We start from the raw sequence: 14,374 nt of genomic DNA on the forward strand, positions 1-14,374 counted from the left end.
TAGGAACACTATGAGTATAGAAATACTACCCGCGCGATTGGCTAACCAAATTGCTGCGGGTGAAGTGGTTGAACGCCCTGCATCGGTTGTAAAAGAGCTGGTCGAAAACAGTTTAGATGCTGGCGCAACGCGCATTCAAATAGATATTGAACGGGGTGGTCATAAGCTCATTCGCATTCGCGATAATGGCTCAGGTATTAATAAAGATGAGCTAACCCTCGCGCTTTCACGCCATGCTACGAGTAAACTAAAATCACTCGATGATCTTGAGAACATTTGCTCGCTGGGTTTTCGTGGTGAAGCACTGGCGTCTATTAGCTCTGTATCACGGTTAACATTAAGTTCAAAGCCAAAACACCAAGAGGCAGCATGGCAAGCCTTTGCTGAAGGTCGTGACATGGCTGTGCAAGTAAAACCAACCGCACATCCTGATGGTACTACTATCGAGGTTAAAGACTTGTTCTTTAACACGCCAGCACGCCGTAAATTTCTTCGCACCGAGAAAACCGAGTTTTCACATATTGATGAACTTATAAAGCGCATTGCGCTGAGTCGTTTTGATGTGTCTATTACGCTTACTCATAACGGTAAAGTGGTGCGTCAATACCGTGCTAAACCAAACCCTGAGCAAGCAATAACGCGTGTCGCTCAAGTTGCTGGCAAAGCCTTTAGTGAACAAGGGCTGCATATTCAATCTGGTGAAGCTGGTTTGATGCTGCGTGGTTGGGTATTACCGGTGGGCTCAGCGAATAGCACGCAATATACCTATGTTAATAATCGCATGATGCGCGATAAACTCATTTTGCATGCGATCCGCCAAGCGTTTGAAGAAGTCGCAGGTTCAGAAGAGCTACCAGGCTTTGTAATTTATATTGATATTGACCCTCGTCAGGTCGATGTAAACGTGCACCCGGCTAAGCATGAAGTGCGTTTTCATCAAGGTCGTTTAGTGCATGACTTTATTTTGCAGGCAATTAAACAAGTTGTTGTGCCGCTTCAGCAAGAGGCTGGTTTTGTTCAGGAGCCGACCTTTGACCGCACTCCGTTTGCCGAGGCTAATTCACAAAGCTCGCAGCCACACTTTAATCAGGCTATGGCAACTGAGCAATATGATTACCCTAAATCTGAATTACAGCCAACACGCTCACCGAGTTATTCAGGAGCCACAGGGCGCTCAGGTGGAGGTTTTAGTAGTAACAGCCAAGGACGCAGTAAAACATCGCATCAAGATGTGAATGCTTTTTATCAAGGGATCAGTGAGCAACATGCCGCGCATTTTGATCAAGTACGCCCAGAGCCAAGCATTGCTGCCCCCGTTACTGAGCAGACAAAGCTTGCTAAACTCATTCACGTACGTGAAGGTGAGTGTGTATTTAGTGAAGATAATCAATTGTTTGCTGCTCACTTTAAACATGCCTTAGCACTCGACTGGCAAGCCCAAGTAGAGCAAGCGGGTAGCCTTGACGGCAAAGCCTTATTATTACCTGTAAGAGTCAATGCAAGTGCTGACGATATGAACGCTTTAAATGCTCAGCAATCGTGGTTTACCTTACTAGGCTTTGATTTAATACTTGAAAAACAGTTTGTGATGGTAAAAAAATTACCACCCTGTCTTTATTTACTCGATGTGAGTAATGCTATTGAACGGCTGATCAACGGCTGTAAAGCATCAGCTAATTCACTTGATGAATGGCTAAATTGGCTGGTTCAGCAAATACCAACACGTTATTACGCAAGCCAAGCCTTCGCGGAGCAAGTATCGCGGTTAGAAAATAATCCACAAACTATGCAACGTTTACGCGAAAAAGCGGTTAAAATAGAACTATCTCAGTTTTTAAATTAAGCAAGGTATTTAGGCTTGAATAACTTACCGGTCATTTTTTTAATGGGACCAACCGCTGCGGGGAAAACCGATTTAGCAATTTCATTGTGTGAGCATTTAAACACTGAAATAATCAGTGTTGATTCAGCATTGGTCTATAAAGATATGGATATAGGCACAGCAAAACCAAACACTGAAGAGCTTGCTCGTGCGCCACATCATTTGATTGATATTATTGACCCTGCAGAAAGTTATTCAGTGGCGGATTTTCGCCGTGATGCGATTGAAAAGATTGATCTATTTCATAAGCAAGGTAAAGTACCTGTCCTAGTAGGCGGTACAATGATGTACTTTAAGTCGCTTATTGATGGCCTATCGCCGCTACCAGAAGCATCACCGGAAGTTCGCGGTGAGCTGGAAAAAGAAGCAAAACAATTTGGTTGGCCTCATTTGCATAAAGAGCTGATGAATATCGACCCAGATGCTGCGAATAAAATGAGTGAAAATGATTCACAACGAATTAATCGCGCATTAGAAGTGTATCGTATTACAGGTAAAACAATGACTGAGCTGCAAAAACAAAAGCAGCCTGAGCTACCTTATACTTTTCATCAATTTGCCATTGCGCCTGATGATCGCAGTGAATTACATAAGCGGATTGAGAAAAGGTTTAAAATAATGCTCGAACAGGGGTTTGAAAATGAAGTTTCGTCCCTATATAGACGTAAGGATTTACACCCAGATCTACCTTCAATACGTTGTGTAGGTTATAGACAAATGTGGGATTACATTGCAGGCGAAATTGACTATGATGAAATGGTTTTTCGCGGTATTGCAGCCACACGACAGTTAGCCAAGCGGCAGTTAACTTGGTTAAGAGGTTGGCCTGAAGTAACTTGGTTAACCACGGGTGATGAAGAAAACTTGCAACGTGTAGTAAGTTCGCTAAGCTAGTAGTAGTTAGAATTTTTTTAGCTTTGTTAAATTAGTTCAGCTACTTAATTATAATAACACCTAGAACGAAGGAAAATAACATGGCAAAAGGCCAGTCGTTACAAGACCCATTTTTAAATGCGTTACGTCGTGAGCGCATTCCAGTATCAATCTTTTTGGTTAATGGCATTAAGTTGCAGGGTAAAATCCAGTCATTTGACCAATTTGTTATTTTACTTGAAAACACCGTAAATCAAATGGTGTATAAACACGCTATTTCAACTGTTGTTCCAGCGCGTTCTGTTAACTTCCAAGGTGTTCAAGGAAGTGATGATTCAGAAGAGCAAGAACCTGGAAATTTTTAAACTTAGGAGCGTAATGCTTGTTTGACCGTTATGAAGCCGGCGAACAGGCAGTTTTAGTTCATATCGACTTACCTAAAGAGGGAGATCGTGAAGATCTTCACGAATTAGAGTTGTTGGTATCTTCTGCTGGTGTTAGTAGTTTGGCGATTGTGCAAGGCAGTCGTCAAGCACCTCATCCGAAGCTTTTCGTCGGTACCGGAAAAGCAGAAGAAATCGCTGAAACTGTCAAAATCCACAATGCAGATGTCATTATTTTCAACCATCAACTTAGCCCGTCACAGGAACGCAATTTAGAGCGCGTTTGTCAGTGCCGTGTACTTGATCGTACGAGTTTGATCCTTGATATTTTTGCGCAGCGAGCGCGTACTCACGAAGGTAAACTTCAAGTTGAGTTAGCTCAGCTAAGGCATATTTCTACCCGCTTGATCAGAGGTTGGACCCACCTTGAAAGACAAAAAGGCGGGATAGGTTTACGTGGTCCGGGTGAAACCCAGCTTGAAACCGATAGACGATTACTGCGCGCAAGAATTAAAAATATTCGTGCCCGTTTAGATAAAGTGGCTGTTCAACGTGAGCAAGGGCGTCGTGCGCGAACGCGTAACGAAATCCCTACAGTATCGCTAGTGGGTTATACCAATGCGGGTAAATCAACATTATTTAACCGTATTACTGATTCTGATGTGTATGCAGCTGATCAGTTATTTGCAACGCTAGATCCAACTCTACGTAAGTTGGATATTGGCGATATCGGCCCCGTAATTTTAGCCGATACAGTTGGTTTTATTCGTCATCTACCTCATGATTTAGTAGCGGCGTTTAAAGCAACCTTAACTGAAACCCGCGAAGCTGATTTACAGTTACATGTTATCGACGTGGCAGACCCACGACGTAAAGAAAATATTGAGCAAGTACAGTCTGTTTTAAAAGAGATTGAAGCAGATGAGGTGCCGCAGTTACTAGTTTATAACAAAATAGATGCGCTAGATGACGTTGCGCCGCGTATAGATAGAAACGACGAAGGTCAGCCGATTCGAGTTTGGTTGTCTGCGCGTACAGGTGTAGGTTGCGAACTACTATCAGAGGCAATTAATGAGTTACTTGCCAAGAAGATGTTTGCTGATGAGCTAAAATTACCCCCTCAGCATGGTCGTATTCGAGCTGCACTATTTAATTTAAACGCGGTTCATCAAGAGAGTTTTGATGAACAAGGTAACTGGCTGTTGTCAGTACGATTACCTATGGCAGAGTGGAACCGCTTGAAAAAAGAAATGGGACAAGAGCTCGATTCTTTTATTGCAGCTGACTAAAAGTTACCAGCATTTGTCTTTTTTAGTATGAGAAATGCTGTAGATTTGATAGATTTAACCTAATTCATTTAGATAACAATGGAGTATAGCTATGGCCTGGAATGAACCGGGTAACAATGGCAATGATAAAGATCCGTGGAATAATAAAGGCGGAAAAGATCAAGGCCCACCTGATTTAGACGAGGTACTGCGTAAGTTCGGCAACAAGTTTGGCGGTTTATTTGGTGGTAATAAGCCAGGTAAAAATAACGGCGGACTTGGTGGCGCAGGCATTTCTTTCATCCTGATTATTGCCGTCATTGTATGGGCATTAAGTGGTATTTACACAGTAAAAGAAGCTGAACGTGGTATTGTTTTACAGTTTGGTCAATATGACCGTATTGCAGAACCAGGCTTACGTTGGAAAATGACCTTCATTGAACGCGTGATCCCGGTTGATATCGAAGCAGTTCGTTCTTTATCTGCAAAAGGTTTCATGCTAACCGAAGACGAAAACGTGGTTAATGTTGAGTTTGAAGTACAATACCGTGTTATCGACCCGCATTTATACAAGTTTAGCGTCACCGATGCTGATCATAGCTTACAGCAAGCATTAGATAGCGCACTGCGTTATGTAATTGGTCATGTGAAGATGGACCAAGTGTTAACAACAGGCCGTGAGCTTGTTCGTCAACAAACATGGGATGAGCTAAACAAAATCATCGAGCCGTATAATTTAGGTATTATCGTTAGTGATGTGAACTTTAAAGATTCACGTCCGCCGGGTGAAGTAAAAGACGCCTTTGATGATGCAATTGCAGCGCAAGAAGATGAAGAACGTTTCATTCGTGAAGCTGAAGCCTATGCCCGTGAAATTGAACCGCGAGCGCGTGGTCAGGTTACACGTATGACGCAAGAAGCAGAAGCATACCGTGAACGTATTACGCTTGAAGCACAAGGTGAAGTGGCACGATTTGAAAAGCTACTACCTGAATATCAAGCAGCAAAAGAAGTAACACGTCAGCGCTTATACATCGATGCGATGGAAGAAGTACTTGGTAACAGCTCTAAAGTGTTAGTTGATGTGAAAGGCGGTAATAACATGTTGTATTTACCACTTGATAAAATCATGGAAAAGCAAGGTACAGCAACACGTGTTGCATTACCAAGCTCAAGTGATATCAAAGATCTTCGCAATAAAATAAACACGTCGCGTAACAGTACGGTTAATTCGAGTAATGATCGTTTCGCAACTGACCGTTTTAATGAGGGGAGATAAGCAAGATGAAAAATTTTAGTTTAGTAATACTTGCCCTTGCTGTTGTATTGTCTTTCTCTGCTGTATTTGTTGTTCAAGAAGGCGAAAAGGCGATCGTACTGTTATTCAGCAAAGTTGAAAAAGACAGCAACGATAACGCGGTGGTATATGGCCCTGGTTTACATTTAAAAGTACCATTCTTTAGCCAAGTACGTCGTTTAGATGCACGTATTCAAACGCTTGATGGTGCACCTGACCGCTTTGTAACAAGCGAGAAAAAAGACTTAATCGTTGATTCGTATGTGAAATGGCGTATTAATGATTTTAGTGCTTTTTATCTTCGTGCACGTGGTGATAAGCAATACGCTGAAACATTACTTAAGCAAAAAGTGAACAATGGTCTTCGTACTAACTTTGGTTCGCGTACAATCAGAGAGATAGTTTCTGGTGAACGTAGTGAGCTAATGGAAGAAGCATTAGTACAAGCTTCAGAAAGTGCGCAGGAGCTAGGTATCGAAGTGCTAGACGTGCGTGTTAAGCAAATTAACTTACCGCAAGAAGTGAGTAGCTCAATCTTCCAACGTATGCGTGCTGAGCGTACTGCAGTGGCAAAAGAGCACCGTTCTGAAGGTCAAGAAAAAGCTGAAACCATTCGTGCTGAAGTAGACCGTCGAGTTACAGTTATGCTGGCAGATGCTGAACGAAATGCACGTACGGTTCGTGGTCAAGGTGATGCTGAAGCTGCTGCTATTTACGCGAATGCTTACAGCAAAGATGCTGAGTTCTTTGGTTTTGTGCGCAGCTTAGAAGCGTATAAAAAGACCTTCAAAGATAAACAAGACGTAATGGTGATTTCACCAGACAGCGACTTCTTTAACTATATGAAAGGATCGAAAGCACAGTAATTAAATACTGTGTTGAACAAAAGCCCTGCAGTTTGTAGGGCTTTTTTGTTTCTGTGTTTTATTAATTTATTCACTCTTGCCAGTTTATAACTCCCTGTTCTGACACAGCTTGTCGCGTTTATTTAGATGATAAAAATTCAGGCGCAGAAAAAATAAGCTAAACGGGGTGATCTTTCACCTCGTTTTCTGATAAAATCTCGTCCTAATTTTTTCTAAGTGAATTTGCAATGGGTAAAAACGTTGTTGTACTAGGCACCCAATGGGGTGACGAAGGTAAGGGTAAGGTAGTTGACCTCCTTACAGACAAAGCATCTTTAGTAGTTCGTTATCAAGGTGGTCATAACGCAGGCCATACTTTGGTAATCAACGGTGAAAAGACGGTTTTACACCTTATTCCATCGGGTGTATTACGTGACAATGTTAAGTGTGTGATTGGTAATGGTGTTGTTTTATCACCAGAAGCATTAATGAAAGAAATCGGTATGCTAGAAGAGCGTGGCGTACCAGTACGTGAGCGCTTATTAATTAGCGAAGCATGTCCGTTAATTTTACCTTTCCACATTGCATTAGATTTAGCCCGTGAAAAAGCACGTGGCGATAAGCCAATCGGTACGACAGGTCGTGGTATCGGTCCAGCTTATGAAGATAAAGTAGCACGTCGTGGTTTACGTGTCGGTGATTTATTCAACCCAGAACAGTTTGCTAGCAAGCTTAAAGAAGTATTGGAATACCATAACTTCACGTTAGAGCATTACTACAAAGTTGAACCAGTTGACTTCCAAAAGACATTTGACGATGCAATGGCTATCGCAGATATCTTAAAAGCTATGGTTGTTGATGTTACTGAGCTACTTGATCAAACACGTTTAGCGGGTGACAACATCTTATTTGAAGGTGCACAAGGTACATTACTTGATATCGACCACGGTACTTACCCGTACGTAACATCGTCAAACACAACAGCGGGTGGTGTAGCGACAGGTGCTGGTTTTGGTCCATTACACCTTGATTATGTGCTAGGTATTATTAAAGCTTACACAACACGTGTAGGTTCTGGTCCGTTCCCTACAGAGCTTTACGACGGTCTTGATAAACAAGATCCAGTAGGTAAGCACTTAGGTGAAAAAGGTCATGAGTTCGGTGCAACGACTGGTCGTTTACGCCGTACTGGTTGGTTAGATGCAGTGGCAATGCGCCGTGCAGTTCAAATCAACAGCATCTCAGGTTTCTGTTTAACTAAACTAGACGTATTAGATGGTTTAGAAACATTAAAAATCTGTACTGGTTACCAGTTAGAAGATGGCACTGTAACGAACGTTACGCCATTAGCAGCTGAAGGTTACGAGAAAGTAACACCAGTATACGAAGAGATGCCGGGCTGGTCAGAAAACACAGTAGGTGCTACGTCAGTTGATCAATTACCGCAAGCGGCACTTGATTACATCAAGCGTATTGAAGAAATCACTGGTGTTCCAGTTGATATTATCTCTACTGGCCCTGATCGTGTAGAAACTATGGTATTACGCAGCCCATTTGCATAATCGTCATAGTGACTGAAAAAGCTGCTTCGGCAGCTTTTTTTGTGCCCAAAATTCACTCTGGAATGATAATTGTATATTATTTGCTAAGACCGACTTTATTTAAGTGATTTTGATGCGTGTTTTATTGCCTTTAACATTACTCTTCTCAAGCCTAAGCATGGCTGAAGAGCCTATTACAGCTGTGCCTCTTTACACAGAGAGCGAGTTAATCGCTCTAATAAATAAAAACACCCATTTGGCACGTGTAAAGGCAGATGATTGCCAGTTAGTTCAAGATATCGAAGCGCGAGCCAATAAAATGGCGTTGCCATCGTATCAGTTCTTGTATGGTGACATGCTAGCGTATGCCGTATGTGTCGACCGAAATGTAGAACTTGGTGTCTATTATATGCGTAAGGCTGCTGAGCAGGGTCTAGCGGCCGCACTTGAGCAATTAGGGCGCTACTATGATGTCGGTCAATTAGTACAGCAAGATAAAGCAATGGCTGTAACTTATCTGCGAGAGGCATCTGCACAGGGGAATTTAAAAGCCCAGATGCGGTTGGTAAATTTGTTTAACCAAGGTTATGGTAGTCCGCGAGATTATGAAGATGCTTACCGTTGGTTGTTTCATTCAATGGTTGCTGATAAAGCCACCCATAAAAAAATTGAAGGCTTACTTGCTAAGCTTGCCGAAAAAATGCCTGACAGCGTCGTCGCACGTGCTCGCTTGCCGATGTAGTCGGTATAATTGTGTATAAAAAAGGCCAGTTTTAAACTGGCCTTTTTTATTAATCTTCTTTTATCTCTTTATTTTTGCCGTTATTAGGGTCTTTTAAAACCGACATCTTTGGAGGCTGAAGCGCAACAATACGCTCACCTACTTGAGGGGCTTTTTCCATGTTGGTTGTGAACGGGCGAATTTTCACAGGAGAGTCATCGTCATCTGACTTTTCACCATGCAAAATAAACAGTGGAATTGCTTCGCTGTTTACTTCTTTGTATTGTTCCCAACTAAATTCTTCTGAAATCCGTGTGGCACTGACTTTGCCACCTTTTGCAATTAGGCTACTCAAGCGAGCATACGCACCATTATCGCCAAACAAAATTTGTCGAGACAAAAAGGTTGCACTGTCTTTGTTTGCTTTGGCGTGGTTCGTTGAAGAACGTAATGAAAACACATCCTTTTCGTCGAGTAGGTGTGAGAAGTATTGCACGCCTAATGCGTTGTGATGGCGGTTAGGCGAAAGCGCTAATACGCTGCGAATCGTCGTTAACGGTAAATAACGCTCAGCATGCTCAGATTGTGGATTACCATAGTAGCAAGGCAAACCATCCATACGTGCCATTTTACAGTTCTCCCATGCAGGATCAGACAAGTGCACCGGAATATTTTGATCTTTTAAGCCGCGTGCGATGGCTCTTGCTACATGGTTGGCACCAATAATCAAAATGGTATTTGGTGCAGGTTGGCGCACTTTTAACAGCTTTGCCAATGGTGTTGCCGTTAAGCTTTGTAGTACCACTGTAACGATAATCACGGTGAATATGAGTGGTACCATTTTTTCTGCATCAGCAATACCGGCTTCAACCATACTTAATGCGAAGACAGAACCTACCGCTGCGGCTACGATACCGCGCGGTGCAATCCATGACAGCACTAAACGAGACTTAATTGGTAAGTCGGTTCTAAACGTAGATATCGCAATACACGCTGGGCGAGCCACAAATAGCACAATAGCTAAGAAAATAAACACATCGCTGTGTAACATCATCAAATCAGATAATTGAAGGCGAGCTGCAAGTAAAATGAATAGCGATGAAATTAAAATCATCGATAAATCTTCTTTAAACTCAAGCACTGAATCAATTTCGAGTTCATCTTGGTTGGCAAGCCAAATACCAAATACTGTTACTGCTAGTAAGCCCGATTCATGGCTTAAGTGATTAGAGACAGTAAAGCTAATAAGTACTAAGGCTAGAATACCAAACTTGTGTAATTCAAATGGCAGCCACTCACGGCGAATAAGAAGCGTAGTAAGCCATCCGGCAACTACACCAATTGTCAAACCAACGCCTAAGGTTTTAAATAGCGCGATAATGGTATGGCTAAATACTTCACCCTGACCAACCAACATAACGGCTTCAAACACCAATACCGCAAATAAAGCCCCAATTGGGTCAATCACGATGCCTTCCCAGCGGAGGATACGGTCGATATCTTGAGTGGGCCTCATAGAGTTTAAAAGTGGCGCTATGACAGTAGGGCCTGTAACAACTAACACTGCTCCTAAAACAGCAGCAACACGCCAATTAAGCTCTAAAATCCAGTAGGCACTGAGACTTATGACCAGGCAGGTCGTGATCATCCCGATTGAACAGAGGTTTCGAACCACTTTACCAATGCCTTTAAGTTCTCGAAAGTGCAATGTTAATGATCCTTCAAACAGGATCACCGCCACACTTAAAGAGACGACAGGAAATAACAAGTCGCCAAGAAGTGCATCAGGCTCTAGCACACCACTAAAGGGTCCGAGTAATAAACCTGTTAGTAGTAAAAACAAAATAGCCGGTACACGAAACGCCCACGCTACCCATTGTGCCAATACTGAACACAAGGCGATCCCTGCTATAAAAATTGCTGACATAGAATGAATTATCCTTTAGTTACTACAACTTAAAAATACCAACACCTTAGATAATCGCGTTTCAAGACGATAATTAGTCGCTGACTTTCCAAATATAATGCTTGCTTATTAAAGCCTACTCACCGTCATGGATACAAGCAATCTTGTTGCTTCAAATACGATTTTAGTCGTTATTACTACTTTTTGGGGGTGTTTTGAAAATAAAACTTAGTTTGGCTCATTAAAAATTATTACATATCAACAAAAGACCTCTAACATACTGTTATTAAATGTGTATTTTCTGTGGTTATGGTAAGTATAAGGCTTATGACTACTTTTCGCACTTGATCTCTGCCCCTAATTTCCCGTATTATAGTTCGTGTTCAAACAATTTGATATCTAAATAGTTATTAGCGATAAGCACATTGTTTTTAGCTTTGATTTCAAAAAATCAGTTGTTTGCGACATTTTTAGTGTTTTATACACTTTGTTTTCAAATTAAATAGAAATGAACTTGTGTAGATTCAGCGTACATTTATTACGTGTTGAATATAATTATGGTTCATTATCTGGTCAATGTTTAGCTCCCATCGTGGCAGCTGAATCTCGGTCATACAATCTACACCCTATCTGCTGGTGTACCAGATTGTATAGGCTCTATGTATGTTGTTATTAATAAAAGCCGCACACAGCTTTTTACAGCGATACATAAACAACACTTATCTTTTTTATCAACTTATGGTTTATAACCGTTTGGTCTACTGACTGAATAAAAGTTGTGCTATATCTAATCGCAGTCGTTGCGTGGCATAGTCGTGTGTATAGATAAGTGGTTTGACAAAGTGATAATAGTCAGTGCGTTTAGTGATACTAATCGCGAGTCTTTTTATCAGTGGCATAGTGGCACTGAACAGATAGTAAAATGGAAAGTTGAACAGTTATGCAAAAGTTTAAATGGCGACGTATAGTATTAAAAGTTGGTAGCGCATTGATCGCACCGGAGCAGGACGGGTGTCGTTCTCGCTACTTACTAACCATTGCACAGTTCATCGTTCGCTGTCGTGCGCAAGGTATCGAAGTAATTTTAGTGTCATCGGGTTCGGTTGCTGCAGGTTCACACTTGTTTCCAAAGCAAGAAAAGCGCTCAGTGACAATGAAAAAAGCGATGGCAGCAGCCGGTCAAACCGAAATGATGGCAATGTGGGATCGCTTCTTTGATTTCCCATCTGCGCAAATTTTATTAACACACGGTGATTTACGTGACCGTGAGCGTTATACCAGTATACGTGAAACAGTATTTACTTTACTGGAGCACGGTGTATTACCTATTATCAATGAAAATGACACGGTAACAACCGATGATCTTAAAGTGGGTGATAATGACAACTTATCAGCCATGGTTGCTGCTGCGGCCGATGCTGATGCGTTAATGATTTTTTCAGATGTAGACGGTCTTTATAATAAAAATCCTAATTTACATGAAGATGCGGTACTACTTCCGGAAATCGAAAGCATTGATGAATCGATTTATGCAATGGCAGGCTGTGCTACAAGCGCAGTAGGTACAGGTGGTATGAAAACGAAAATTGAAGCGGCAGAAAAAGCGACTTCACACGGTATTACTACCTTTATCTTGAATGGTTTCAAAGAAGAAACATTTAATCGATTATTAGAGGGTGACAACCCAGGTACAATCTTCACACCTTATGAAAAGCCAATGCAAGAAGCTGTGCACTGGATGACACACACTGCAAATGAGCAGGGTGAGGTTGTTGTTGAAGGCTCAATTGACGAGTCAACCGAAGATGGTTGTATTCGCAGCGATGAGATCGTTGCAGTACATGGAGAATTTGGCGTAGGCGATACTATTTTAGTCCGCAGTGATGATGGTACGCGTCTAGCAAAAGCGACAGCGAATTACAGTAGCTGTTTATTGAATTTTATTGCTGACAACGAGCAAAGTGAATTTAGCGAAAAGATGCAAGATTCAATCGGCCCAGTTGTTTCAGAAAAAGATATCGCATTATTGGAGAAGTCATGAGTTTAATTACGGATATTTCGAGTCAAGCAGCTAAAGCGGCTACGCAGTTAGCCCTGCTTGATACTGCTACTAAGAATCAAGTTTTAACTGAGATGGCAGAGGCGCTACGTGAAAGCAAAGCCTTTATCATCAAAGAAAACGAAAGTGATTTAGCGGCAGCGCGTGATAATAACCTTGCTGCAGCTATGATTGACCGTTTAACGCTTAATGATGAGCGCATTGAGGCAATGGCTGAAGGTATTGAAGTAATTGTAAGCCTTGATGATCCAGTTGGTCAGTTGCGTGAAATTTCAGAGCGTCCTAATGGTATTAAGATCAGTAAGATGCGTGTACCACTTGGTGTTGTGTGTATGATCTATGAAGCACGCCCAAATGTGACGGCTGATGCGGGTGCATTATGCTTTAAATCAGGTAATGGTGTTATTTTACGTGGTGGTAAAGAAGCACTTCGTAGCTCGCAAGCTATTGCAAGTGTGATGCACAAAGTACTTGAAAAGCATGGTTTACCAGCAGCGTTAATTTCGGTGATCCCAGATCCAGACCGTGGCTTATTGATGGAACTGATGCAACAGCGCGACACTATTGACTTAATCATTCCGCGTGGTGGTGAAGGTTTAATTAATTTTGTAACGGAAAACAGCACCATTCCAGTAATTCAGCACTTTAAAGGTGTATGCCACCTTTATGTAGATAAAGATGCTGACCTGAATGTAGCAATCAATTTACTATTGAATGGTAAAACTCAGCGTACTGGTGTGTGTAATGCTCTAGAAGGCTTAGTGGTACACCAAGATATCGCCGATGAGTTTTTAAATCTGTGTGCTGTTGTTCTTCGTCAAGAAGGCGTTAAAGTAAATGCAGATGCGAAAGCTGCCGAGTACTTTGATAATGCAACAGTACTTGCTGACGACGAGTTTGGTGAAGAGTACTTAGATCTAGAAATCGCAATCAAGGTGGTACCTGACTTTGCCGGTGCTATTGATCATATTGCTAAGTTTGGTTCAAACCATACCGAAGTGATTTGTACTAAAGACAAAGCCGCTGCAGAGCTATTCCAACGTAGTGTAGATGCATCTGTGGTAATGGTTAATGCGTCATCGCGTTTTTCTGATGGTTCACAGTTAGGTTTAGGTGCTGAGATTGGCATTGCGACAACTAAGCTACATGCTTATGGTCCAATGGGTCTTGAGTCACTTACAACTGAAAAATATTTAGTGAATGGCGAAGGTCAAATTCGTGAGTAATCACTAAAATATTGTTTAAAAAGCCGGGCTCTGCTCGGTTTTTTTGTGTCTAAAATAAAACGAATCGAAATATAAAGATGAGTTTTTTAGATATTTAAATTTGGCAGATTGCCTAAAGAGAGGTAGGAAAGTGGTGGAGCTAAGCAGGATCGAACTGCTGACCTCCTGCGTGCAAGGCAGGCGCTCTCCCAGCTGAGCTATAGCCCCACATTCCTAAAATACAGGATGCTTAAGTCTTGCGTCTCAAGCGGGGTGAACTTTAATTATTTTTATCTTTTTGGTCAAGTATTTTTTTTAAATTGATCGAATTTTTACTCTGAAGTTTTATTTTTGCTAGACTAGAGCCCATTCACTGTACAAGGCTTATCCAATA

The 14,374-nt window shown here is 41.8% G+C and carries 11 protein-coding genes and 1 tRNA gene; 10 read left to right on the forward strand and 2 right to left on the reverse strand.

The genetic code is table 11. The features are described 5' to 3' along the window. Positions 1 to 10: 10 nt before the first annotated feature. From mutL to QL229_RS12285, 8 genes are all read left to right on the forward strand, one after another. Positions 11 to 1,843, forward strand: coding sequence for a DNA mismatch repair endonuclease MutL (gene mutL / locus QL229_RS12250; RefSeq protein ID WP_199527640.1), 1,833 nt, complete (start codon positions 11 to 13; stop codon positions 1,841 to 1,843). Positions 1,844 to 1,858: 15 nt separating this feature from the next. After that, positions 1,859 to 2,776, forward strand: a complete 918-nt coding sequence (gene miaA / locus QL229_RS12255; protein ID WP_281546935.1) for a tRNA (adenosine(37)-N6)-dimethylallyltransferase MiaA — start codon at positions 1,859 to 1,861, stop codon at positions 2,774 to 2,776. A gap of 80 nt (positions 2,777 to 2,856) precedes the next feature. Next, positions 2,857 to 3,120 (forward strand): RNA chaperone Hfq, encoded by a 264-nt coding sequence (gene hfq / locus QL229_RS12260; protein WP_130050381.1) that lies wholly within the window; start codon positions 2,857 to 2,859, stop codon positions 3,118 to 3,120. 17 nt (positions 3,121 to 3,137) lie between these two features. Continuing rightward, the gene (gene hflX, locus QL229_RS12265) at positions 3,138 to 4,427 is read left to right on the forward strand and encodes a ribosome rescue GTPase HflX (RefSeq protein ID WP_135923269.1); all 1,290 of its coding nucleotides are present in this window, start codon (positions 3,138 to 3,140) and stop codon (positions 4,425 to 4,427) included. A gap of 91 nt (positions 4,428 to 4,518) precedes the next feature. Then, the gene (gene hflK, locus QL229_RS12270) at positions 4,519 to 5,685 is read left to right on the forward strand and encodes an FtsH protease activity modulator HflK (RefSeq protein ID WP_135923270.1); all 1,167 of its coding nucleotides are present in this window, start codon (positions 4,519 to 4,521) and stop codon (positions 5,683 to 5,685) included. A 5-nt stretch (positions 5,686 to 5,690) separates the two neighbouring features. Further along, entirely contained in the window at positions 5,691 to 6,569 is an 879-nt protein-coding gene (hflC, locus tag QL229_RS12275; RefSeq protein WP_135923271.1) for a protease modulator HflC, read from the forward strand. Between the two features lie 227 nt (positions 6,570 to 6,796). After that, positions 6,797 to 8,110 carry an adenylosuccinate synthase gene (locus QL229_RS12280; protein WP_135923272.1) on the forward strand — a complete coding sequence of 438 codons (1,314 nt, stop codon included), beginning with the start codon at positions 6,797 to 6,799 and terminating at the stop codon, positions 8,108 to 8,110. A 112-nt stretch (positions 8,111 to 8,222) separates the two neighbouring features. Continuing rightward, positions 8,223 to 8,831, forward strand: a complete 609-nt coding sequence (locus tag QL229_RS12285) for a tetratricopeptide repeat protein (protein ID WP_135923273.1) — start codon at positions 8,223 to 8,225, stop codon at positions 8,829 to 8,831. 49 nt (positions 8,832 to 8,880) lie between these two features. Here QL229_RS12285 and QL229_RS12290 read toward each other — a convergent pair whose 3' ends face one another. Next, entirely contained in the window at positions 8,881 to 10,737 is a 1,857-nt protein-coding gene (locus tag QL229_RS12290) for a sodium:proton antiporter (protein ID WP_281546936.1), read from the reverse strand. A gap of 919 nt (positions 10,738 to 11,656) precedes the next feature. Between QL229_RS12290 and proB the strand changes: the two genes are divergently transcribed. Together proB and QL229_RS12300 are read left to right on the forward strand one after the other, a co-directional pair. Next, entirely contained in the window at positions 11,657 to 12,757 is a 1,101-nt protein-coding gene (proB, locus tag QL229_RS12295; protein ID WP_135923275.1) for a glutamate 5-kinase, read from the forward strand. Then, positions 12,754 to 14,001: a glutamate-5-semialdehyde dehydrogenase gene (locus QL229_RS12300; protein ID WP_135923276.1), complete on the forward strand. Its 1,248-nt coding sequence runs from the start codon at positions 12,754 to 12,756 to the stop codon at positions 13,999 to 14,001. The genes proB and QL229_RS12300 overlap by 4 nt, the downstream gene beginning before the upstream one ends. A gap of 131 nt (positions 14,002 to 14,132) precedes the next feature. Here QL229_RS12300 and QL229_RS12305 read toward each other — a convergent pair. Beyond that, a tRNA-Ala gene (locus tag QL229_RS12305) sits at positions 14,133 to 14,208 on the reverse strand. Positions 14,209 to 14,374 lie beyond the last annotated feature (166 nt).

It is taken from the genome of Pseudoalteromonas sp. PAR1, from assembly GCF_947311895.1.
Lineage (GTDB): Bacteria > Pseudomonadota > Gammaproteobacteria > Enterobacterales > Alteromonadaceae > Pseudoalteromonas > Pseudoalteromonas lipolytica_C.

Excerpts from the sequence above, each read along its gene's own strand:
- proB (WP_135923275.1), top strand. The coding sequence starts at position 11,657 with ATGCAAAAGTTTAAATGGCGACGTATAGTATTAAAAGTTGGTAGCGCA.
- mutL (WP_199527640.1), top strand. The coding sequence starts at position 11 with ATGAGTATAGAAATACTACCCGCGCGATTGGCTAACCAAATTGCTGCG.
- QL229_RS12300 (WP_135923276.1), top strand. The coding sequence starts at position 12,754 with ATGAGTTTAATTACGGATATTTCGAGTCAAGCAGCTAAAGCGGCTACG.
- hflC (WP_135923271.1), top strand. The coding sequence starts at position 5,691 with ATGAAAAATTTTAGTTTAGTAATACTTGCCCTTGCTGTTGTATTGTCT.
- QL229_RS12280 (WP_135923272.1), top strand. The coding sequence starts at position 6,797 with ATGGGTAAAAACGTTGTTGTACTAGGCACCCAATGGGGTGACGAAGGT.
- QL229_RS12290 (WP_281546936.1), bottom strand. The coding sequence starts at position 10,737 with ATGTCAGCAATTTTTATAGCAGGGATCGCCTTGTGTTCAGTATTGGCA.
- QL229_RS12285 (WP_135923273.1), top strand. The coding sequence starts at position 8,223 with ATGCGTGTTTTATTGCCTTTAACATTACTCTTCTCAAGCCTAAGCATG.
- hflK (WP_135923270.1), top strand. The coding sequence starts at position 4,519 with ATGGCCTGGAATGAACCGGGTAACAATGGCAATGATAAAGATCCGTGG.
- hfq (WP_130050381.1), top strand. The coding sequence starts at position 2,857 with ATGGCAAAAGGCCAGTCGTTACAAGACCCATTTTTAAATGCGTTACGT.